This window comes from Rhodococcus sp. SG20037 (assembly GCF_031763325.1).
GTDB lineage: Bacteria > Actinomycetota > Actinomycetes > Mycobacteriales > Mycobacteriaceae > Rhodococcus_F > Rhodococcus_F qingshengii.
This window is the reverse complement of sequence record NZ_CP134497.1, coordinates 6,336,714-6,359,223: the sequence shown is the minus strand read 5'-3', so window position 1 is coordinate 6,359,223 and position 22,510 is coordinate 6,336,714. Positions and strand designations below refer to the sequence as shown.

At 62.6% G+C, this 22,510-nt stretch carries 21 protein-coding genes; 12 read left to right on the top strand and 9 right to left on the bottom strand.

The window, feature by feature from the left end; all coding sequences use genetic code 11:
* The first annotated feature begins 780 nt into the window (after positions 1-780).
* The 11 genes from rpmH to RHP72_RS29325 all read left to right on the top strand — a co-directional run bounded on the left by rpmH (position 781) and on the right by RHP72_RS29325 (position 9,382).
* A complete protein-coding gene (rpmH, locus tag RHP72_RS29375; RefSeq protein ID WP_003942540.1) occupies positions 781-924 on the top strand; it encodes a 50S ribosomal protein L34 in 144 nt (47 codons plus the stop codon).
* 26 nt (positions 925-950) lie between these two features.
* Positions 951-1,331 carry a ribonuclease P protein component gene (gene rnpA / locus RHP72_RS29370; RefSeq protein WP_003942450.1) on the top strand — a complete coding sequence of 127 codons (381 nt, stop codon included), beginning with the start codon at positions 951-953 and terminating at the stop codon, positions 1,329-1,331.
* Positions 1,328-1,708 (top strand): membrane protein insertion efficiency factor YidD, encoded by a 381-nt coding sequence (gene yidD, locus RHP72_RS29365; protein ID WP_007729147.1) that lies wholly within the window; start codon positions 1,328-1,330, stop codon positions 1,706-1,708. The genes rnpA and yidD overlap by 4 nt, the downstream gene beginning before the upstream one ends.
* Positions 1,709-1,712: 4 nt before the next feature.
* Positions 1,713-2,819 carry a membrane protein insertase YidC gene (gene yidC / locus RHP72_RS29360; protein ID WP_047272669.1) on the top strand — a complete coding sequence of 369 codons (1,107 nt, stop codon included), beginning with the start codon at positions 1,713-1,715 and terminating at the stop codon, positions 2,817-2,819.
* A gap of 20 nt (positions 2,820-2,839) precedes the next feature.
* Complete coding sequence (locus RHP72_RS29355; RefSeq protein WP_003942504.1) at positions 2,840-3,403, top strand: protein jag; 564 nt, start codon at positions 2,840-2,842, stop codon at positions 3,401-3,403.
* Positions 3,404-3,522: 119 nt separating this feature from the next.
* Positions 3,523-3,849, top strand: coding sequence for a hypothetical protein (locus RHP72_RS29350; protein WP_020971491.1), 327 nt, complete (start codon positions 3,523-3,525; stop codon positions 3,847-3,849).
* Positions 3,850-4,106: 257 nt separating this feature from the next.
* Positions 4,107-4,592 (top strand): DUF6301 family protein, encoded by a 486-nt coding sequence (locus tag RHP72_RS29345; RefSeq protein ID WP_296553887.1) that lies wholly within the window; start codon positions 4,107-4,109, stop codon positions 4,590-4,592.
* A gap of 1,045 nt (positions 4,593-5,637) precedes the next feature.
* A complete protein-coding gene (gene rsmG / locus RHP72_RS29340) occupies positions 5,638-6,318 on the top strand; it encodes a 16S rRNA (guanine(527)-N(7))-methyltransferase RsmG (RefSeq protein ID WP_039973059.1) in 681 nt (226 codons plus the stop codon).
* A gap of 81 nt (positions 6,319-6,399) precedes the next feature.
* A complete protein-coding gene (locus RHP72_RS29335; RefSeq protein WP_003942510.1) occupies positions 6,400-7,401 on the top strand; it encodes a ParA family protein in 1,002 nt (333 codons plus the stop codon).
* A gap of 1 nt (position 7,402) precedes the next feature.
* The gene (locus RHP72_RS29330; protein ID WP_217018165.1) at positions 7,403-8,443 is read left to right on the top strand and encodes a ParB/RepB/Spo0J family partition protein; all 1,041 of its coding nucleotides are present in this window, start codon (positions 7,403-7,405) and stop codon (positions 8,441-8,443) included.
* A 255-nt stretch (positions 8,444-8,698) separates the two neighbouring features.
* Positions 8,699-9,382, top strand: coding sequence for a hypothetical protein (locus RHP72_RS29325; RefSeq protein ID WP_003942495.1), 684 nt, complete (start codon positions 8,699-8,701; stop codon positions 9,380-9,382).
* 20 nt (positions 9,383-9,402) lie between these two features.
* Here RHP72_RS29325 and RHP72_RS29320 read toward each other — a convergent pair whose 3' ends face one another.
* The 4 genes from RHP72_RS29320 to nox form a co-directional block, all read right to left on the bottom strand.
* The gene (locus tag RHP72_RS29320; protein ID WP_003942558.1) at positions 9,403-10,593 is read right to left on the bottom strand and encodes an N-acetylmuramoyl-L-alanine amidase; all 1,191 of its coding nucleotides are present in this window, start codon (positions 10,591-10,593) and stop codon (positions 9,403-9,405) included.
* A gap of 128 nt (positions 10,594-10,721) precedes the next feature.
* Positions 10,722-11,045, bottom strand: a complete 324-nt coding sequence (gene trxA / locus RHP72_RS29315; protein WP_003942530.1) for a thioredoxin — start codon at positions 11,043-11,045, stop codon at positions 10,722-10,724.
* 38 nt (positions 11,046-11,083) lie between these two features.
* Positions 11,084-12,091 carry a thioredoxin-disulfide reductase gene (gene trxB, locus RHP72_RS29310; RefSeq protein ID WP_003942521.1) on the bottom strand — a complete coding sequence of 336 codons (1,008 nt, stop codon included), beginning with the start codon at positions 12,089-12,091 and terminating at the stop codon, positions 11,084-11,086.
* Positions 12,092-12,222: 131 nt separating this feature from the next.
* Positions 12,223-13,434: a 4,4'-dithiodibutanoate disulfide reductase gene (gene nox, locus RHP72_RS29305; RefSeq protein WP_311094163.1), complete on the bottom strand. Its 1,212-nt coding sequence runs from the start codon at positions 13,432-13,434 to the stop codon at positions 12,223-12,225.
* Between the two features lie 98 nt (positions 13,435-13,532).
* Here nox and RHP72_RS29300 point away from each other — a divergent pair, with 98 nt between their 5' ends.
* Positions 13,533-14,099 (top strand): helix-turn-helix domain-containing protein, encoded by a 567-nt coding sequence (locus RHP72_RS29300; protein ID WP_003942539.1) that lies wholly within the window; start codon positions 13,533-13,535, stop codon positions 14,097-14,099.
* A gap of 9 nt (positions 14,100-14,108) precedes the next feature.
* Here RHP72_RS29300 and RHP72_RS29295 read toward each other — a convergent pair whose 3' ends face one another.
* The 5 genes from RHP72_RS29295 to RHP72_RS29275 are packed head-to-tail and all read right to left on the bottom strand — an operon-like array spanning position 14,109 to position 22,510.
* On the bottom strand, positions 14,109-14,825 hold the full coding sequence (locus RHP72_RS29295) for a hypothetical protein (RefSeq protein WP_311094162.1): 717 nt from the start codon (positions 14,823-14,825) through the stop codon (positions 14,109-14,111).
* 53 nt (positions 14,826-14,878) lie between these two features.
* Positions 14,879-15,505: an RNA polymerase sigma factor SigM gene (sigM, locus tag RHP72_RS29290; protein ID WP_118605253.1), complete on the bottom strand. Its 627-nt coding sequence runs from the start codon at positions 15,503-15,505 to the stop codon at positions 14,879-14,881.
* A 47-nt stretch (positions 15,506-15,552) separates the two neighbouring features.
* Positions 15,553-19,590, bottom strand: a complete 4,038-nt coding sequence (locus RHP72_RS29285; protein WP_311094161.1) for a lipid II flippase MurJ — start codon at positions 19,588-19,590, stop codon at positions 15,553-15,555.
* Positions 19,587-21,941 carry a DUF6049 family protein gene (locus RHP72_RS29280; protein WP_311094160.1) on the bottom strand — a complete coding sequence of 785 codons (2,355 nt, stop codon included), beginning with the start codon at positions 21,939-21,941 and terminating at the stop codon, positions 19,587-19,589. The genes RHP72_RS29285 and RHP72_RS29280 overlap by 4 nt, the downstream gene beginning before the upstream one ends.
* A complete protein-coding gene (locus RHP72_RS29275; protein ID WP_030537486.1) occupies positions 21,938-22,510 on the bottom strand; it encodes an NUDIX hydrolase in 573 nt (190 codons plus the stop codon). Before RHP72_RS29275 ends, RHP72_RS29280 begins: the two co-directional genes overlap by 4 nt.

The following is a 22,510-nucleotide window of genomic DNA, read 5'->3' as shown; positions in this document are numbered from 1 at the left end:
GTGGTTCCTTCCCGTGTTTCGCCGACAGTGGGTGTGCTGCAGCTGCCGAGCGTATGGCTGCGGCGTCGAATGATTCGGTGGATTACCACCCGGGGTGAGAACCCCGTAACAGGCTACGAATATGCCACCTGGGCTGTGTTTCCACACAATTATCCACAGATGTGGACAAACCTGCACTGAGTCGGTTTTTTCGTCAACCAAATTCGTCAAAGTGATCGAGAAATTGATCTACCTGCAACTTTGTCGGAACTCGAGGCGTTCGCCACTTGGTGTCGGGGATGCGTCAACACTCACAGCCCTGTGGATGAATGTGGAAACTCGGGATTCGGGGTCGCGTCCGGCGCTCGTGCCCGTATGTGCTGATGAGGCCTTGTCGAGAGCATGCGCCGGTGGAACTGTCCGGGTTGCCTTCGGGTCACCTGCAGTCCGTAGCGGAACTGTTGCCAAGGTCACACTTGCCGCCTCGCTCGAGGTCACGGCCGTATGCACACTGTGAATGGAATCTGCGGAATGATGTAAGTATCGGCGTGTCGCCGTGGTTGCCGCGGGAGGGCTCCGAATCGGGCTGGTTTGACCTTGGCAACGGTGGTAAGTAACCTCTAACGGTCACCCGCTGGTGGTGATCGCTTCGTGCTGGCTACATATGTCAGGTCGGAACGGTCTTCCAAGCCACAACGAGTGAAGCTGATTGTTCTGTACCTGTTGTATCCAAAGGCGCCGTAAGGCGTCGATCACTGAATGACGCCGGGAGGCGTCAATGAACTTCGAGGAGTGTTGACCGTGGCCAAGGGCAAGCGGACGTTCCAGCCGAATAATCGCCGCCGCGCGCGTGTTCACGGCTTCCGTCTTCGTATGCGTACCCGTGCGGGTCGTGCAATCGTTTCGGCGCGTCGCCGTAAGGGCCGCGATTCCCTCACCGCCTGATCTGATTTCGAGTTCAGGAGCTCGGGGTGTTGCCTGAGCCGTTCCGGTTGCGTCGCCACGCGGATTTCTCCGTGGCGGTGCGACGTGGACGTCGTATGGGAAGACGCGACCTTGTCGTGCACGCGTTCGATCGCGAGCAAGTAGAGGCGCTGGTAGTAACAAATCACGGTCCCCGGTTCGGGCTGATCGTGAGCAAGGCTGTCGGGCCGGCGGTGATTCGACATCGAGTCGCACGCCGGCTTCGTCATATCTGTGCAGATTTCGTCGGACAGGTTTCACCGGAGACAGACGTGGTTATCCGCGCACTTCCGGGTGCAGCTACCGCCAGTTCAGCCGAACTGGCCAAGCAGTTGCGCGGGGGCCTGACCAAAATGAACCTATTGGTGTCGGTAAGTGAAGAGCCATGAGTACTCCGCTCTCTGAGCAGATCGAGACTCCCAGAGCCTCCCGTGTCATCACGGTGTTGAAGGCTGTGCGTCGCGCTCCCGCCACTGTTCTCATCTTCTGTATCGAGTTGTACCGGACGTATGTGTCGCCCTTGAGGATGCCGACCTGCCGGTTCACCCCCACCTGCAGTGAATACGCAGTCGAAGCGCTGCGCACTCACGGGGCGATCAAAGGCCTTTTCTTGACTGTGGTGCGGTTGGCGAAGTGTGCCCCCTGGCATTCTGGAGGGTGGGACCCTGTCCCTGCCCGTCGTGACCGTGATGCGGGTAGCCGCCATAGCTGTCCGGAAGCACGCGCAGCGTGTCACAGTCCGACGGACGAACAGAGGAGTACTTAGAGCCGTGCTCAATTTCATCTACTATCCGGTATCCGCGATTCTGTGGGTCTGGCACAAGGTCTTCGGGTTCATTCTCGGCCCGGACAACGGAATAGCCTGGGCGCTTTCCGTGGTGTTCCTGGTGTTCACCTTGCGTGCGGTTCTGTATAAGCCGTTCGTGAAGCAGGTCCGCACGACGCGTCAGATGCAGGAACTGCAGCCACAGATCAAGGCATTGCAGAAGAAGTATTCGGGCGACCGTCAGCGCCAGGCCGTCGAGATGCAGAAGCTCCAGAAGGAGCACGGATTCAACCCGATCATGGGCTGTCTCCCGGTCTTGGCTCAGGCTCCGGTGTTCATCGGTCTGTTCCACGTCCTGCGCTCGTTCAACCGCACCGGCACCGGCATGGGCCAGCTGGGCATGAGCGCCGAGGACAACCTCAACACCCCGAACTACGTCTTCTCGGCCACTGACGTCCAGTCGTTCCTGGATGCTCGTCTGTTCGGCGCGCCCATCTCGGCCGCGATCACGACGCCGGTTGCGCAGCTTCAGGCCTACGTCACCGAGAACGTTCCCGAGCTTCCGTCACGGCTGAACATCATTCTCGTGGCCGCTCCGCTGATGATCATCGCCAGCATCGCGACGCACTTCAACTCACGCGCTTCTGTTGCCCGTCAGAGCGAAGCAGCTGCCGCGAACCCGCAGTCCGCGATCATGAACAAGCTCGCCCTGTACGTCTTCCCGCTCGGTGTTCTGGTCGGTGGACCGTTCCTTCCGATCGCGATCCTCCTGTACTGGGTGTCGAACAACATCTGGACCTACGGTCAGCAGCACCTCGTCTTCCGCAAGATCGACGCGGAAGAAGAAGCCAAGAAGCAGGAAGCGATCACTCGCCGCAACGACAATGCGCCCAAGCCCGGTGCCCGTCCTGATCCCAGCAAGAAGAAGGGATCTCCGGCTGCGCTGAAGACCGCGGATTCAGCCGACGACGACGGTGACGCCCCGGAAGTTTCGCTCAAGAAGCCACAGCCGAAGCCCTCGGGTTCCGGTGGTGGTTCCACGTCGAAACCCAAACAGAACCGGCCACAGAGCAACCGCGGCAACTCCCCCAAGCGCAATAAACGGCGCTGATCCAGGAAAGAGAACGACCAATGTCCAGTGAAGCTGACATCGTTGTGGATGGAGAGAACGCAGACGTGAGCACCGAGACCACTGCGCCGGTTACCGATGTGGATGTAGACATCGACGATTCCGATGACGATTTGATCGAAGAGGGCGAGATCGCCGGCGACTACCTCGAGCAGTTGCTCGACGTTCTCGATTTCGACGGAGACATCGACCTTGACGTCGAGGGCGATCGGGCGATCGTCAGCATCGACGGCGGCGACGACCTGACCAAGCTTGTGGGACGTAAGGGTGAGGTTCTGGATGCTCTCCAAGAGCTGACTCGTCTGGCTGTTCAACAGTCGACCGGCGAGCGCAGCCGCTTGATGCTCGACATCGCCGGATGGCGGGCGGGCCGCCGCGAGGCACTCAGTGCTCTCGGTGCGGAAGCTGCACAGCGTGTTCTCGAGACCGGCGAACGCGAAGAGCTTGCTCCGATGACGCCGTTCGAACGCAAGATCGTGCACGACGCCGTCGCCAAGGTCGCCGGTGTTTCCAGCGAGAGCGAAGGCGCTGAGCCGTCTCGTCGAGTGGTTGTCCTCAAGGACTGACACTCCCCCCCTGATCGAATGCGGGCCCCGGATTTTCCGGGGCCCGCTTTTGTGTCCGAGAGTGTTTCACGTGAAACCGAATCCGGCGCCACGGTGAAGGTCTGCCTATCGTTGTCGACATGTCCAACGAGCGCTCCGGATTCCCTCTCGGATTGATGACCCTTGGGGCCTTGATAGGGATGCTCGTGTGCGGCCTGAGCTATTGGCCCGTGGTCTTCGAACTACAGCAGAAAATGGAAGTCCAGTCCTTTCCGCCGGGCGGTCTGAAGTATTGGCTCTGCTGGTTGTTGCCGCTGGGAGTAGTCGCCGTCGTATTCATTCCACTTGCACTGGCATGGCGATCCGGGAGACCGGTCATGCTCAGCTTCGCGATTGCCTTCTTGTTCGTCGGGGGTGCACTGTGCATGTTCGGATATTCGATCGACAACATGCCGTACTACATGTGAGCCCCTCCCCTCCCCCAGGAGGAATAGTCGGCCTTCGTTTCACGTGAAACCGGATCGATGGTTGTTGCCCCGAGCCCTCGAACTCCGCCCCAGATTGCCGCCACAATGGATCACCGACCTGATGTCGTCAGGCCTGCTGGCAAGGTCGTCACCTTCGGTGCTGGCATCCGATGACCGACAACCCGCGAGCCCTCACTTCGACGGCCCCCGGATTGGGGCGTCATCAACAACGATCACGAAGGAAGTAGCATCCGCACATGCACGTCGACATCGAGGGCGCCACCCGGATTGCCCGCCTCGCCGCAGAATTCGACTGGACCTGGGCCGTCGACGACCTGGAACCCTTCTGCGCACAAGCCGGATGGGAGCTCGTCGAACTCAGGCAAGGTGGCGGCTCGATACGAACGAACCTTCATGTCTGCCGGCCGAAGGCGAACATGTTCGGGCGGCAACACAGAATGGATTGGATCTCGATCTTCGTCACGGACGTGGCAGATGATGCTACGCCCATGACAGTGGTGCGCCCGCTGCGGAACGCAGGGTTCGCGAATCTCACTGCGGCACTGACTTCCGTCCTTCCGATACCCACGTACTCCGAGCCCGGACCTGAGGCAACTATCCGGTGGGACCTGCCTAAAGTGGTCGTCGAACTCGGGATGAGCCCCCGCGCGATCCACCTGCAACTGACGAGTCCGAAGTATCAGGCATGGGTGGATGAGCCCGAACCGGAGTACGAGGACTAGGACTAGCGATCGAGGTCGGCGAGATCGCACCCGGTGCGGAAACAGGTTTGTGCGCTCCTCACACGAATCGGACCAATCACATCGAATGGGCTTCGTCGCCACGCAAAGTCGATGATGCTGTTGCGGGCTTCGGGGTGAGATCGGCGGCGACTACTTTGCCAAGCAAACCGGAATCGACATCGCCTACACGGGCTCCGGTCCATAGACTGCGGACCGCGTCGGGGTAATCACGGGACCGCCCTGAGTTCGGTTGACTCGCGGGGTGTGCGCGATCGGCGTCGCGCCTAGACATGCTGCTGGTGTCGGCACGAGGGAGGACCCGGGCTGTTTGAGGTGGAAGGGCTTCGCGGTGCCCGGACCGTAATCAGGCAGAGCACGGGAATTCGCCCCGCGCATCGGGCAGGTCCCCTGCTCGACTTTGATCTTCCCGCCGACACCGGTATCCACATCGAAGGCGAACTCGCCATGCGCATCCTGTGATGCGAAGCTCCTTGGATTCGCGGTTTGTGATGCCAAGCCTCCGGCGTCCCGCAACAGGTGTGTCAAGCCGACGGATGTATGGCTCGCAACAACCGGCGATGAGATACCGAAGCTGTCCGAGATCTGGAATCGAAGTCTGTTTTCCGAGTCGACCTACAGAGAGGATCTGACTGACCGAGTCCGTTCTGCAGTCCGACGTCGGCTATCTTTTGCAACGACTTTTTCATCGAAAATTGGTCTTTTTGGGTCAGAATTCCATCCATGTAACTACCCATGGCAGTTTCGTCACTGTGATGATACTAAGAATTGCGCTCCTATCTGCATTCGATTGCCCGGCTATGTTTCACGTGAAACGCGTCAGAATTGGAAGATTTTTCAGCGCAATGTTTCACGTGGAACGTGAACCCCTCCCCTCCCCCGCTTGAATTTTGGGCCGAATACTTCCCAAAGAATGAACGAGTCGGCAGACTCACAGCGAGTCGGTGTGCAGAAGCGAACACATGTCGGCTCCAGAGCGGATAATGATTTCGGTCTTGATTGTTGATTTCGCGGTTTACGCGGGAGGATGTTTCACGTGGAACAGAATGGTGCGGCGTCGGTTGACTGGGACGAACAAGAGACTGCGCGCGCAGTGTTCGGTGACAGATATGAGATCGCGGAACGGTATTACCAATCCCTGGCGACGGATGGTGTCGAGCGCGGGCTCATTGGTCCCCGTGAAGTCCCTCGACTGTGGGAGCGTCACCTTCTCAATTGCGCCGTCATCGGTGAGTTGATTGCCGAAGGCGAGTCGGTTGTGGACGTTGGAAGCGGCGCCGGCCTACCCGGTATCCCTCTCGCAATCGCCCGCCCGGACTTGAAGGTGACTCTGGTCGAACCGTTGCTTCGACGCTCGGTGTACCTCGCGGAGTTCATCGAGTCCAACGGATTGGACGTATTGGTTGTCCGAGGGCGAGCCGAGGAATCGGGTGTTGTGAAGGAAGCGGGCGGCGCGGATGTAGTCACCTCGCGAGCTGTGGCGCCTCTCGAGAAGCTCGCACGTTGGTCCCTCCCACTCATTCACGAGCACGGCCGGATGTTGGCACTCAAGGGTTCGAGCGCCTCCGAGGAGATCGAGCGAGACCGTACGGCGCTCACCAAGTTGGGCGCAGGTAAGTTGGAAATACTCGAATGCGGAGCCAAGATTCTCCGCACCCCCACTGTTGTGGTGAAGGCCGAACGTCTCCCGAAGCGCCGCCAGCGTTGATGATTTACACGCATGCAATCGAGAGCAATGTACAGATGATGAGAGCACCTAGTGATCGATTCCCAATCGAAGGAGCAGTCAATGTCGGGTCGATCTGAATCCGCCGTTTCACGTGAAACACCGAAGCAGCATACGAGTGCGGGTGCGGATCAGATCGTCAACGACGACGACAATTTCACCGCCCCCTACGCGGCGATCTCCTCGGAGGAGACCCCCATCGGGGCGGCCGCGCATCGAGCGAGCCAAGTGCTTCATCCCCATTCGGTGACGCTGCCGAAGCCGGCGTTCCGCCGCGTGATCACCATCGCGAACCAGAAGGGTGGCGTCGGCAAGACGACGACCACGGTGAACCTTGCGTCGGCGCTCGCTCTTCAAGGGCTCACTGTCCTTGTGGTCGATTTGGACCCTCAGGGCAACGCCAGCACCGCTCTGGGCGTCGTCCATACCTCGGGCACCCCGTCGAGCTACGAGCTGCTCATAGGCGAAGTGAAGGCCCCGGAGGCGATCCAGACCAGCCCGCACAGTGAGCGCCTTCTCTGCATCCCGGCAACGATCGATCTGGCGGGCGCCGAGATCGAATTGGTCTCCATGGTTGCCCGCGAGAATCGACTCAAAGGCGCGCTCAACGACAAGGTGCTCGCAGAGCTTGACGTCGACTTCGTCCTCATCGACTGCCCGCCCTCGCTGGGACTGCTGACCGTCAACGCGATGGTCGCTGCCAAGGAAGTTCTGATCCCGATCCAGTGCGAGTACTACGCCCTCGAGGGGGTCGGTCAGTTGCTCCGCAACATCGAACTCGTCCAGGCTCATCTCAACCCGGATCTGCATGTCTCCACCGTCCTTCTGACGATGTACGACGGGCGCACCAAGCTGGCCGACCAGGTCGCCGAAGAAGTACGCAAGCACTTCGGTGAGGCCGTTCTGCGCGCTGTGATTCCGCGCAGCGTGAAGGTGTCCGAGGCTCCCGGATACGGGATGACAGTTCTCGACTACGACCCGGGTTCACGTGGCGCCATGAGTTACCTCGACGCCGGCCGTGAACTTGCCGCCCGCTCTGCCACCACGACGACCCAGGAGCAGTGAGATGAGTCAAGCACGCAAAGGTGGATTGGGCCGCGGCTTGGCTGCTCTCATCCCCACTGGGCCGGCCACGGCGCCGGGTCTGGGATCGGCTGCAGCGGACGTCGTAATCGGCGTCGACAAGCGCAACCCCTCCCCTCCCCCACCGACCAAGGCGGCCCCGAAAACGCAGAAAGCCACCAAGGCGTCGGCTGCGAAGGCTCCGGTGGAAGCTGAGCCGGAGACCGAACTCGAGCCGACCGGCGCGGTCTATCTCGAGATCGATCCGAGCCTGATCGAGACGAACCCGAAGCAGCCTCGCAGCGTTTTCGACGAGGAAGCACTCGCGGAGTTGGTTCACTCGATCCGCGAGTTCGGCTTGATGCAGCCGATCGTGGTCCGTCGTCACGGTGACAAGTACCAACTTGTCATGGGTGAGCGTCGCTGGCGCGCGAGCCAGGAAGCCGGGCTGGAGAAGATTCCGGCGATCATTCGTGAAACAGATGACGACTCGATGCTGCGCGACGCGCTCCTCGAGAACATCCATCGAGTGCAGTTGAACCCCCTCGAGGAGGCAGCGGCGTATCAGCAGCTGCTCGAGGAGTTCGAAGTCACCCACGAAGAATTGGCCAATCGGATCGGACGTTCGCGTCCCGTCGTGACCAACATGATTCGTCTGCTGAAGCTGCCGGTGGCGGTTCAGCGTCGCGTTGCGGCCGGTGTACTTTCGGCCGGCCATGCTCGCGCACTGCTGTCCCTCGAGGCGGGTGCCGACGCTCAGGAGGTCATGGCGGCGCGCATCGTCGCGGAAGGAATGTCTGTTCGCGCGACGGAGGAAGCAGTCACTCTGGCCAACCGGGCGGATAATGAGATCGCTCCCCCACAGAAGCGCAAGCCCATCGTGATGCCGGGTCTGCAGGATGTGGCCGAGCGGTTGTCGGACTCGTTCGACACTCGGGTGACTGTCAGTCTGGGCAAGCGGAAGGGAAAGATTGTGGTCGAATTCGGCTCGGTCGACGACCTACAACGCATCGTCGGAATGATGGAAGCACAGAAATCCAAGTAGAGAACTCGGATGCCCGTTTGGTGACGTAATCATGATGACCGGGCACACCACCTATTTTCGTCACTGTGACAAATCTAGGTGGTCCGAGCTTCTCGAAATCTTGAACCGGGACGAAAGATGTTGAACAGCAATATATTAGGGCGATCAACTCTCGTGCCACTGCCGACTTGTCGTAGCTGGCCTATCCTGGAGAAGAGAAAAGCAGCGGGCGAGCATCAAAACCGCTTCGGGGACCTACGGAGAGTGAGTTAGTCAGTGTCGACTCACGTCATCACCTCTCTCACACTCGACAGCCTCGATCAGCTTTCCGCCCATGCGCGCCGATGCGTGTTCTGGGAGATGGACCCGGGCGCGCTTCACGACGCCCGAGGATTCTGTGATCAGGAATTCGAGAAGGAAGCCTGGCTGTCGATGGTCATGCTCGAGTGGGGTTCGTGCGGACAGGTCGCCGTCCGCGACGGAAAGCCGCTCGGCAGTGCGTTGTACGCCCCTCCCCGCATGATCCCGCGCGCGCAACTGTTTCCCACCAGCCCGGTCAGCTCGGACGCAGTGCTTCTCACAAGCCTTCGCCTCGAGCCCTCGGGCATAGAGGAAGAACTAGGGCCGAGCCTGCTGGCCGCTGTCGTGACAGATCTGGTCCGACGAGGAGTTCGTGCGCTCGAGGCATTCGGTATCCGTAGCGGCGACTTGGGGCCAGCTTCCGACGTGGCCAGTGCAACGGCAGCTCTGGAATGTTCACCCGCAGAATGCATGATCAGTGCCGAGTTCCTCGAGGACTACGGTTTCGAGGTCGTGGCACCGCACCATCGTTATCCGCGCCTTCGTCTCGAACTCAATCGAGATCACGAATGGAAAGTCGACGTCGAAGAAGCCCTCGACCGTCTACTGAAGGCCGCAGCTCTCGAAATGGTGGAGATCAGCGAACTCGCCAGAGTGTGAGCAGGTGCCGACCGCAGGACCTACGAAATGCGGTCGGCTACCGAAAGTTCTTCTGCGAGAAGCTCGGCGAAGGTGAAGGTGCCGGTCGGCTGATCGTCTTGACCCAGTAGGTACAGCCGCTTGACCGAGATCAAGATGGCTTCGGCGATGGTGTCACGCATCCGCGGATTCGTCAGTACCGCAACGTCGGACGCGTTGGACAGGTAGCCGAGATCGATCTGTACCGTCGGCATGTTGGTCAGGCGCAACAACTCCCACGTTCGACCGTGAGTTCTGCAGTCCCGCAACGGAGTTCGCGCAACGATCTCGCGCTGAACGAAACCGGTCAACACCTGCCCGATCATCGAGACCGAACCGTGCGAATTTCCGAAGTGGAAGCTCGCGACGCCGTTCGCCGACGGGCTCGAGTTGCTGTCGCAGCGCAGGGAGATCATCAGATCGGCGTCGAATGCGTTGGACGTCAGCGCGCGCTCGGCCTCGCTCGGATCGGCGTTGTGCGGGCGGGAGAGGAAGGTTTCCATCCCGGTTGCTGCCATCCGCCCCTCGAGGCGCATAGCCAGATCCCACAGGATGTCGGCTTCGGAGATGCCGTTGACGATGGTGCCGGTGGACGGACCACCGAGGCCTGGATCGATGACGATGCGCTTGCCGCCCAGCTGTGGGCCCTTGCGCCTCACCAGCTCCTCTTCGCTGATCGCGTGCGGCGATCCGCCGGTGACGCGAGTTCCCAGCAGTTCCAGCGAACGCAGTGTCTGCGGTCCGCAGATACCGTCGGCGGCAATCCCGATTTCACGCTGGAAAGACGAGAGAGATTCGTGGGTCTGCGGGCCGAAGAAACCGTCGACCCGACCTGCGTAGAAGCCCAGGTCCTGCAATTTGGCCTGCAGAGCTGCGACGTCGTCGCCGTACAGCGGCGCAGAAAGCTGGTAAATCAACGTACGGGCGCCCAGGCGGTACGAGGCCTCGCGAAGTGACCGATAGGTGGCCGGGCCCACGATGCCGTCGACAAGGAGCCCACGCTGCTGCTGGAAGGCGCGAACGGCGCTGTCGAGTTGATGATCGAAGATGGCGTCGGGTGCAACCCAGTGGGCACCGTCGGCGCTTTCACGTCGAATACCGGAAGTTCCGTGATGGAGGTATCCCAGCTTCGTCAATGTGCCCCGAATCTCGGCGACGGCCGGGCCGTGATCGCCGTGTCGGAGTCTGTGCATGCGTGAAAGCCTCTCGGATCGGTTAACGAATTCGATCGATGTGCCTGGTCGTAGACCCGATCAGGCACATCGATCGATTATCTCAGAAATTCTGTGGATTGCGAGAATCCACGATGCTCATCCAGCCGTCAGAGAACGTCTGCGAGGTCCTTGAGCAGCGCGGCCTTGCCCTTGGCGCCGACGATCGTCTTGATCGGCTTGCCGTCCTTGAACAGGATCATCGTCGGGATCGACATGACCTGGAAATCGCGGGCGGCCGCCGGGTTGGCGTCGATGTCGAGCTTCGCGACGGTCAGCTTCTCGCTGTTCTCACCGGCGATCTCCTCGAGGACCGGGGCGACCATCTTGCACGGGCCGCACCAGGTTGCCCAGAAATCGACCAGAACGGGCTTGTCGCTGCCCAGGACGTCCTGCTTGAAGGAATCGTCGGTGATGGTGACGGTATTCGACACTGTTACTCCTCGAGGGTTGGGTTCGACAGCTTGGTGAATCAGGGAGCGCCGACGACGTCGACCGTGTGGCCGGCTGCGTCGAGCGTGTTGGCGGTGATGTCGCCGCGGTCGGCCAGCCAGCGTTCGGCGTCGATTGCTGCGGAGCATCCGGTGCCGGCAGCGGTGATCGCCTGACGGTACGTGTGATCGACCAGGTCACCGGCAGCGAAGACGCCGTCGACGGAGGTCGCGGTGGAACCGGGAGCGACGCGCACGTATCCGGCGTCGTCGAGATCGACCTGGCCCTTGACGAGCTCACTGCGCGGGTCGTGGCCGATGGCGACGAACATGCCGGTGATCTCGAGTGTGGAGGTCTCACCCGTGACGGTGTCACGAACGACGAGCCCGGTGACGCTGTTCTCGCCGAGGACCTCGACGGGCTCCGCGTTGGTCAGGAAGCGGATCTTCTCGTTGGCCTTGGCGCGCTCGAGCATGATCCGTGAGGCGCGGAATTCCTCGCGGCGGTGCACCAGGGTGACCGAGCGAGCGAAGCGGGTCAGGAAGGTTGCCTCTTCCATCGCGGAGTCGCCGCCGCCGACCACGACGATGTCCTGGTCACGGAAGAAGAAGCCGTCGCAGGTGGCGCAGGCGCTGACGCCGCGGCCGAGGAGGCGTTCTTCACCGGGAATGCCGAGGTAACGGGCTGCCGCACCCATGGCGAGGATGATCGCGTGCGCGGCGTACGTTTCGCCGTTCGCGACGACCGTCTTGATCGGGCCGCTGAGATCGATCTCTTCGACGTCCTCGGTGCGGATGTCGGTATCGAAGCGAAGTGCCTGCTCACGCATCTGTTCCATCAGGTCGGGGCCCATGATTCCTTCGCGGAATCCGGGGAAGTTCTCGACCTCGGTGGTGGTCATGAGGGCGCCACCGAACTGGGTTCCCTCGAAGAGCAGGGGCTGGAGCTCAGCGCGCGCGGTGTAGACACCAGCGGTGTATCCGGCCGGTCCGGAACCGACAATGATGACGTCATGGACCGCGGGCGTGTTTTCCAGCTGGGTGGTCATGCGAGCCTTCCAATAGTGAGTGCAGACCCTCCGCTTCTTGGAGAGCCGTACCGATCAACACCAGGATAAGGGGTGTTGTTCCCGCACTCCGCTGGAAAGTGGCTCACAGCCGGCAGCTCACAGCGCGGGACTCACGGGGCGGGGCGCGGTGCCTCCCGAACCACAAGCACGTCCCGAACCACACAGCGCGTGCCGGTGTAGATGGTGGGCATGCACTTGTTGCAGTGGATACACAACCCCTCGTCGACGCTCTCGGCTTGGAATTTGTTGACCAGTTGTGGGTCCCTGAGGAGCGCACGCGCCATGGCGACGAATTCGAATCCTTCATCCAGTGCGTGCTCGATGGTGTCGACGCGGTTGATGCCGCCGAGCAGGATCAGTGGCATCCTCAGCGCCTGTCGGAACTGACGGGCGAAGGGCAGGAAGAAGCCCTCCTCGAACGGGTACGTCGGAAAGAGTTTGGGACCGTAGAACTTCAGCCCGTACCCGACGAGTTTGGGTTGGGAGGCGACAAACTCAGCCAGTGGGACCTCGCCGCGGAAGAAGTACATTCCGTTGAGAAGTGAACTGCCACCGGTCAATTGCATCGCGTCGAGGTGGCCGTCGGCTTCGAGGATCTGGGCGATCGGCAGGCTCTGGTCGAGCCACAGACCTTTCGGCACCCCATCGGACATGTTGAATTTCGCGGTGACCGCCACGCTGGATCCAGCGGCCCGTCGCACCGCTTCGACGACTCGACGCGGATACTCGGCGCGCTTGGCGACGCTGCCACCGTATCGATCGTGGCGCTTGTTCAGATTGGGGCTCATGAACGAACTGAGGAGGTAGTTGTGGCCGAGATGGACCTCGATGGCGTCGAATCCTGCGTCCACGGCGACGCGAGCGGTCCGTTCGAAGTCGGAGACGACACCGTCGAGTTCGGCGAGTGTCGCGCCCTTGACGAGGCCCATCGCGGGCGGACTCAGCCGGGTCGACGGCGCCAGAGTTTTCGTCTTGTTGGAAAAAGTGTTGGCGACCAGTCCCGCGTGGCCGATCTGCGCCGCGGCAAGTGCGCCTTCGGCGTGGACGGCGTCGGTCAGCCTGCGCAGTCCCGGCAGCGCGCGCTCGTCCATGACAAGGGTGTCGCGGTGGACTCGTCCACCTGGTGAGACGGCGCAGTAGGCGACAGTGGTCATCGCGGCCCCGCCGCGGGCCACCTCGGCGTGGAAGTTGATCAGATCGTCCGAGACCGCTCCCCGGGGCATGACGCCCTCGAACGTTGCAGCTTTGACGATGCGGTTGCGCAAGGTCAGAGGGCCGAGACGTGCGGGTTCGAATATCGACGGTGTGGGCGCTGTGGTCATTTTCAACTTCCTGCGGCGGCCTGATCTTTACGATGCCAGTGGACTCGTAACTACGACGATATAGCGCCTACTCCTAATCTGTCCGACAATTCGACACGATGAATGCCACAGGATCAGGTCGCCCACGAGACCCACGCATCGACGACACAGTCCTCGAGGTCACCCGAGCGATGCTCCTCGAGGTCGGTTGGGATCAACTCAGTCTCCGGGCGATCGCGGCACGGGCAGGGGTCAGCCGAGCCTCGATGTCGCGGCGATGGCCGTCGAAGGCACATCTTGTTCTCGGGTCGATCCTGGGGGCGACACCGGACCTGACACCGTTCGAGGGCACCGATCGCGACGGCTGGATCCGTTGGGTGGTGGAGGGAAGTGCTCAGCTCTTCTCCCGTCCCGAGGTTCGCGCCGCGTCGCCAGGATTGCTGGCGGCCCTGCGCGACCACGACGACCTGCGCAACGAATTGTGGCGCGGGTTCAGTGGACCGAGTACGCAACTGTTCCTTCAGAACGCCGAAGATCCTGAATCGGCACTGCTCGATGCCAAGGCCGTGCTGGTATTGGCGGCCGGGGCAGCGATGTTTTCGAGTCTGATAGCGGTCGAGGACGATACAGATGCGCTACGCGAAAGAATCCTCGAGCTCTTACTCCCGGCGGCATCGCCGCGCTGACCGTCGACGTCAGCCGATGTTCTTGACCGACAACGTATTCGGATTCCCGTCGCTGCAGTTGATGCCGACAGTCAGTGCAGTGATCTGACGCGGCTGCGATCCCGTGAAGAGTAGGACTATCGCCGGCGCCCCGTCGATGCGAATCTCGCCGGAACCGAGCAAAGGCCGGCGCTCGTCGATGCCGTTGGCGCGTAGGCATCCGGCAAGTTTGGATGGATCATCCAGTGGTCCAAGGTTTTTGGATCCGACGAGTGAGAGCAGAGACGCCGAATCCGGATCGTTGACAGCAGACGTCGCCGGTGTGCTCGGTTGAGCAACAACACTTTCGGCAGGTTCGGAATCTCGGGTTCCGACAACAACGATCACGAAGGCTACCAACACGGCTGCTGCGGCACCGAGAACCCACGCTTGTGGGCGCCGCCGGAACGGCACGACAGCTGCCTCAGCTGGCGGCTCCAGCTGTTCTGACTGTAGATCCAGTGCCGAATTGATTCGCTCGGCAAGCGAATTCGGAATCCGTTCGTGAGTGGCCTTGCTCGAGTTCAGTGTCGCGAGTGATGCCGTGACGCCGTCAAGGGCGGTGACAAATGCATGGGCGTCAGGATCTGCGTGTACCACCGGCCACAGGGCTGCACTGGTTTCGGGATCGAGAACCCCGGCGTGAAGATCTGCGAGTAGGTCTTCCGAAAACGGAGGCGACGGAACGCGAACAGACGGATCTGTCATGAACCCTCCCTCGGCAGTCGGTGCGGACCCTTACAAGATAGGACGCGGCCGGTTCACGAATGGTTCCCGCCTTCGCGAAAGTCCTCCAACTGGGCGGCGAGACGCTTGCGCGCGCGGGCGCAGCGACTCTTCACGGTCCCTACGGGCACTCCCAACCTCTCGGCGGCCTCGGCTACCGGATACCCCTCGACATCGACGGCGACGACGGCAGCACGCTGCTCAGGCGGCAGCGATGCCAGTGCCTGTTCGACGGTCAGGCTCATGTCCACTGTCGCCGCATAGTCGCGGTGATCGCGGGGTTCCTCCGCGTTCTCCGAAGACAAAGAGAACGCCGCCCGTGATTTGTTGCGTCGGATCCGGTCGAGGCAGGCATTGACCACGATGGTGTGGAGCCAACTACGCACCGCCGCGTCGCCGCGGAACTTCGCTGCCTTGCGGTGCGCGGAGAGCAGACCCTCCTGGAGTGCGTCGGCCGCGTCCTCGTCCGAGTAGCTCGTACGCCGGGCAACGTGCCATAGATGATCCTGATGCCTGATCAGTAGTTCACGGAACGCATGCCGATCGCCCTCGACATGAGCAGTCAACAATTCGAAATCCGTCGCCTCGAGATTCTTGTTCTCGAAACTTCTGGATTCGAATTTTCCGGCTCCGCCCCCGGTGCCCCCCCGATAACTGTGCACGGGCGGATATTAGCCCAGTCGGTAGGTTTCAGAAGGGCCAAGGGCGATCACTTTGCAGCAGTGAATGCAATCTCCGAGATGGATGTCTGGTTTTGTCCGGATTCGGTGCTGAGCTGCGTAATCCAAACCAGGACATACTGACCCGAGCCGTCCGACGTGACTGGAATGTCGGTCACGCCGTTCTTCAGGACACCCGATCCGATTTCCTTGGTCTGATCCAGCGAAGTATTCGCAGAAGGGGCAGAACGGATTTCAACGACGGTTCCCGGCGAATCAGACGTGATCGCAACGTTCTTCAGGTTGGCGGCATCGGCAAGCGTCACCATCAGGCCGACACCGTTCTTCAGCGACGGGAACGGCTGGAAGTACGAATCCGACGACCATGCGGTGGCCGGATTGCCGTCGATGGCGTTCTTCGCTGTTGCCGGCTGATCCGGCGTCCCCTGGGGTGAGAACACCGTTACGGCCGAGGAAGCTACCGGAACGGTTGCTGCCGCCGGTGCGGGCGCCGGTGAATTGTTCTCGGGCGCAGTGGCTTCGGTGGTCAGTCCGAAACTCTGCTCGCTGAGCGGGGTGTCGTTACTGCCACCCGAGAGGAAGCTCGCTACCCACACCACAAGGAGAATCAGGACGATCACGGTGAAGACACCGAGCGCCGTCAGTGCCGCGAGCATCCGCGTCGACTTCTTCTTCTCGGCCTCGATGGCTTCGGGGTCGTTCAGTGCATGACCCGACGCACCCTGTTCGCGGTGGCCGAGACGAAGTGCCGGAATCATTTCCGTCTTGTCGTTGACGACGGACGCCTGATCGAGGATGTGCTGCACGGTGGCAGCAGTGCGGATTCCACTCTCCGACTGCAACGCTCGAACCGCAACGGCCGAGATGTCGAACGGAACCTCCGGACGGACGACCCGAGGCTCGACGATGTTCCCGTCGGCGCCGCGGCCGGCGGGAAGCAAACCACCGACGGGACCGGCGGACGGTTCGGCCAGCGGCCAGCGCGCCGTGATGAGCGAGTACAGCATGGCGCCGAGACCGCGGACGTCGCTGGTGGAATCGGCGTCGGCAAGCGTCGCCGGGAACGCCAGTACGGCGTCACCGTTGATGCTGATGCGAACGCGGTCCGGGTGGTCGATGGACAGCGCACCGCCGGTGCGGTGAGCAGCTTCGGCAGCCGCCGCGAGGGCGCGAATGGCGCGGGCCGCACCGATCGGCGACGGCGTCGTCTCGGCCATCTCACGCAGCGAACGGCCGGGAGTCCATTCGGCGACGACGATGCCGCCCGAGCTTCCGCGGACGACGTCGAGGACGCGAGCCAGACCGGGCGAGTTGATTCGTCCCAGGCGCAGAGTGCGTGAGAGAACTGCCTGCGGTCCGGACTGGCTGTCGTCGTCACCGCGCTGATCGGCGTCGACGAACGTCAGGGCTACTTCACGGTCGAGCTTGACGTCGAGAGCTTCCCAGAACTGCAGTCCGCGGGTTCCGCCGTGCGGCGCGAGCAGACGGTAGCGTCCGCCGGCGACAGATGCGCCCGGGATGAGCTTCGGTCCACGGGGCATCGGTCGCTGGGCCGGTCGTGATGCGGATCCGGCGGCAGGTGTGCGAGGTGCAGTGGGCGGTGTCTGAGCGGCAGCCGTCTTCTGAGATTCGGGTGCCTTCTTGTCCGGAGCAGGCGTCTTCGGCGCGGGTGTCTTCGAGACAGGTGCTGAAGGTGTCTTCGACACGGGCGCCGAAGGTGTCTTGGACACACTGACCGGAGGTACCGGCGGAGCGGCCTTCTGCACCGGCGGCTGCGGCTTCTGACCCTGCGGGCTTTGGCCCTGCTGCGGTCGCTGTGCGGGCTGCTGTGACTTCTGACCCTGCTGTGGCTTCTGACCCTGCTGTGGCTTCTGGCCGGCAGATGCGGAGGAACTCGTGGATGCAGGTGTGCCCGACGATGCCGTTGACTTCTGTTCGGACGCTTTCACGGCAGAAGTCCCGGCACTCTTGTTGCCGGAAACGTTGTCGTCGCTCACCCTCGCTCCTTCTCCATCGATAGCCCGTCCCCGAATACGCGCGGGTTGCGATCCTGTACGCCCATGACCAGGGTACGGGAGCGCACCCGGTCGTTCTTGCTCGTTTGATTCCGTTCTGATTGCAGGAATCAGCTCGGTGACGTCGTCGTCGGTGTTGTTACGTGTGTCCGGTTCGGCGCGACCTGTCAGTGAACGAATCTTGCGGGAGACCGCAACCGTTACCGACAGGACTTCCGGAACCTTCTTGAAGTAGAGAATCGTGAAGGTGATCGCGAGCATCAGGATGCCGCCGACGGCGACGCGAACCATCGAGCCAGGTCCGCCGAAACGCTCGGTGAGTTGATCGAATCCGAGGACGCGGTCGACCGCGAGCATGGTCAGCGAACCGGCCAGCGAGGCGAGTACGACGGACCAGACTGTCTTGCCCACGTTGGCCATCTGCAGGTTTCCGAGGCTGCGGTGCAGGAGGTATCCGCCGATGACGGCGCCGGTGATGTAGCCGAGACCGTTGGCCGCACCGAGCAGGATCACGACCTGATCGCTGTTGGACGCGAAGACCGGAGCCAGCGCCGAGAAAGCGATCTTCACTGCAGTGATGCCGAGAACGATCCACGTCGGCGTCCAGGCCTGTTCGCGGGCGTAGAACACTCGAAGTTGGATCAGGACCAGTGCGTACGGAATCAACGTGAATGCCGACCAGCTCACAGCGGTGCCGAGTCGTTCGGCCTGTTCGGGTCCGAAGCGGCCGTAACCGTAGAGCGCTTCACCGACCTGCGGGCCCATGAAGGTCAGGAACATGATGATCGGAACCAGCGTGATCATGGTCAGACGCGTTGCGACCGACAGATCGTCCACGACGGCCGGGGTGTCGTCGGCAGCAGCGTTGCGGCTCAGGCGCGGCATGATCGCCGTCAGAACCGTCACTCCGAGCACGCCGTACGGGAGCTGCAGGAGCAACCAGGCCTGGCTGTAGATGGCAGGGCCGGCTTCGTCGGCGTGGGAGGAGATCTTGGTCGCGAAGATCATGCCCATCTGGCTGATCAGGACGTACAAGACGATGGCGACGGCCATGCCGCCGAACTGGCGCAGGCGGTCGTCGAGACCCCACAGCGGCTTGAGCGAGATCTTCTCGCGGCGTAGCGCGGGGATCAGGCTGGCTGCCTGCACGATGACGCCGATGGTGATGCCGATGCCGAGGGTAAGCAGCTTTGCATCGCCCATCGAGACCGGATCAAGCGAGATCTCACCCGGAGTCAGGCGATAGACCACGAGCACCACGAGGACGACGACATTGTTGAGTACGGGAGCCCAGGCTCCGGGCTTGAAGATCTGTCTGGTGTTCAGAAACGCTGTGAACAGCGCCGACAGCCCGTAGAACAGGATTGCCGGCAGAAGCAGATACGACAGCGCCGTGGTCAGGTCGGTGCTGACCTTGCCGTCTTCGGACAGGAAGACGTATTTGGTGAGTACGGGTGCTGCCAGGGTCGCGAGCAGCGCGGCCATGCCGAGTAGAACGAGCGACGCCGTGAAGAGGCGTCGGACAAACGCTTCGCCGTGATCGGCGTCCTCCCGCTCGGCGCGAACCAGCACGGGGACGACGATGGCGGTCAGCACGGCGCCCAGAACCAGTTCCGCGATCATGTTCGGAATCTGGCTGGCGACGGTGAACGAGCTGGCGATGGCGGGGCCGAGGACCATCAGGATCATCAACTGCTTGGCGAATCCCGTGATGCGGCTCGTCAGCGTCGCGATCGCGATGGAACCCGTTGCCGCGAGGAGTCGAGAGTTCGTCTCCTTGCGTTCCCCGACCTGGACATGGGCGTCGGTGTCGAACTCGTCCGACGTGGTCGTCTGCCGGTCGGCGAATTCCATCTCGGCTTCGCGGTACCGGGGGTAGTCGCGGATCACCGGGATGGTCATGGTGGGTGCGTCGTCGAAACGTGCGTCCGGGTTGACCGGCTGGATCGGGTAACCGCGCTCCCACGGTGGCATCCGAGGATGCGAGCGGGTCGTGGCACTCTTGCGGGTGATCGCCGAGCGGCGACCCTCCTCGGGTGGATTCCCGGTCATGAGCGTTCGTACCCTTCATCTGCTGGGTCCGGCTGACCCTTGAATCGATGCCACAGCCGTCGCCCTGCCAGGAACAGCAGCAACCCTCCCGCTGTCGCCGTCACGGCGGCCAGGGGACGACCGTACGCATTCGACCGTACGGTCACGCTGGTCGGCGTACCCAATTGGCGGCCATCTGTCGTGGTCAGCGAGAAGTTGACTTCCAGCTTGCGAGAATCGTTCATTTCCGCGGGCACAGTCAACTGTCGGCTACCTCGCGGCGGAAGCTGTTTGGGACCGATGTCACTGATCTGCATCTCGGGTGGGGCTTCCACACGCAGGTCGACGTTGATGGCGATGGGCAGCTCGTTGCGCGCCACCAGCAGGAGCGGACTCTGCCCCGACGCGAGGGTGTAGACGCCGCCCGGAGACACCACACTGACGGCCCGGTACATCCCGTCGACGGCTTCGGTGACGTTGTCGGCGCGGATGGTCGCAGCGCGCTCCGCCCGATTGACCGACGCGGAGTCGACGTTGCGGCGATCGGCCAAGGTCATCGAGCGGAGCAGATCTTCGCGGAGCGGCGCCGTGAATCCCCGGGGGGTGAGCGAAGCCGCCGGATCGTCCACGAGCGAAGCTTCGAGCCCGTCGATACGCGGAAGTTGGGTGGTTGCGGTCTCGACGACGGACGTTTGCGGACCGTCCTGGGTAGCCCGGTCCGGGTAGTCGAGCGTGGCGGCGTCCGTCGCGCCCGGTTGCCTGCCGAGCAGTGCCGGCAGGGCCTGAGGTGAGGCGAGCCCGGACCGGATGAGGGTCGCGAGCATCGAGAGCACCGCCGTGGCGTCGTTGCTGTCGGCGGTCCACAGTTGCGGCGGCGCGAAGATCTGATTGCGCGGCAGCGACGTCGGCGTCAGCGCGGCCCAGGCCATCGCCCCCAGCGCGTCCTGACGTCGGGCGCTGCGCGATTCGATGTCGATGGTCGGCGCGGTGTCGTCGGGGATGTACGACGGGACCTGCGGCTCCGAGCCGGTGGCGGCCAGCGCCGCTGCCGCCGAGGTGTCGAAGGCAAGCGCGTCGAGTGAGCCGGTTATCCGCGACGACAGCTGCGGAGCTGCCGAGTCGACGGAAGTGTCAGCCACCATCGCTGTGGTGGGATTCACGCTCAGCACCTCTGCGGTGGCCGAGTCGAGGACACCCGAATCCGGCCAGACGAAATCTCGCAGTGAGGTCACGCCGAGGATGTTGTCGACGATGTCCGCCGGCCGTGTGAGCGCGGTAGCCGTCAACTCCGGATTGGCCACCGAGGTGACCGCGGCGAGATCGGACTGCGCGAACGGAACCGCCGTCGTGCACATCGAGGACGCGAGCGTCTTCACCCGGCCGAACCACTGGTTGGCGGCGTCGCTGCCGCGGCCTTCGTGCGACGGCCCGGTGGGGTCGGACGAGTTGTCGGCCACGAGGTATCCGCGAGTCATGTTCTCGACGGTGATCAGAAGGTCGGGGTCGATTGCCAGGCAGAGCGCATCCGTGACGCGGCGATCGGTATCGCTCTCGGGCTTGGTGGCGTTCTCCACCGCATCGACCAACGCGTCCAGACGGCCGCCGTCGGAAAGTTCGGTGGCAAGTTCGTCGTCGATCAGGCGTACGGGCTCGTTGACCGCGCCGGGGATTCCGCCGACGAGTCGTGGCGCGTCGGCCAGCGGCCACATGAGCGTGACGCCGATCGGGGCGGACGTGTCGGGGGGAACGACGGCCGTGGCGGACGAACTGGGGGTTCCGGCTGTGGCGTTCGATTCGGCTGCGGCCGGCACACCGAGGACGGGGAGCAAGAAGCGTGCGTCGTCGAGTCGGGCGGCACCGCCGTACTCCGGGGTGCCGTTCACGTTGACGAGCATCGGGTAGACGCCCGGTTCGGTGATGTCGAGAGACAACCCGGTAGTGCTCCGCAACGGCAAGGTGAGCGTGAACTGCTTGGACTGGCCGGTGTCGAGGGTGGTGGCAACGGTGTCGAATTCGCCGACCGTGTCGAAAACGGCCTGGTCGAAGTCGAGTGCTGCGCGCACGTCCGAACTGGAGTCGATCGCGGGAGCGCGTTGCAGCCTCACTCCGACGTCCTCGACGGGACGGTCACCGACGTTCTTCACCGTCCCCTTGACCACGACGTTGCGGTCGCTGGTGGTCGTCACCGTGGTCGGTGCGGTGGAGTCGATGGTCAGCTGCAGAAATTTGGCATCGTTGGTGTTTCGCGCCGGGGCGCGCTCACTGGGCTGGCTGGACGGCGCTGCCCATGCGACGGCCGTCGTTGCAGGCCCGAAACCGACAGCGGCCATCACCAGAGCGGCCACACCGGCCCGCCGCAGTGCCATTCTCATCCGGCGTCCGGTTCCTTCGGGCGCTGTTCTTGCCGTATTTCCGTTCGCGGCATCTCGGCGATCATCTGGGACGCGAGTTCTGCGAGTTTGCGCTCGTCGGCGTATGCGAGGCGCGAGTGCAATTCCGTCAGCGGCACCCAAGCGACTTCGGTGACCTCGATGTCCTCGTCGGAGAGTTCACCGCCGAGAAAGCGGAGGAGATAGTGGTGCACGGTCTTGTGGACGCGTCGACCTTCGGTCACGAACCAGTAGTCGATGCTGCCCAGCGGTGCCAGGACGGTTCCCTGGATACCGGTTTCTTCTTCGACCTCACGCATCGCGGTCTGCTCAGCGGTCTCACCTTGTTCGATATGGCCCTTCGGTAGCGACCAGAGCAGGCGTCCGCGGCGGTCGGTTCGGCCGATCAGTGCAGCGCAGAGGCGTTCCGGGGGTCCTCCCCAGCCGTCGACGACCAAGCCGCCCGCAGAAGTTTCACGGACGGTTCGCATCAAAGGTTTATCGGGGTTGCCGACGGCAGGTCGACGCCGCGGGTTGCGGCGACTCCTGTTTGTTCGTTCGGCACCAGACAC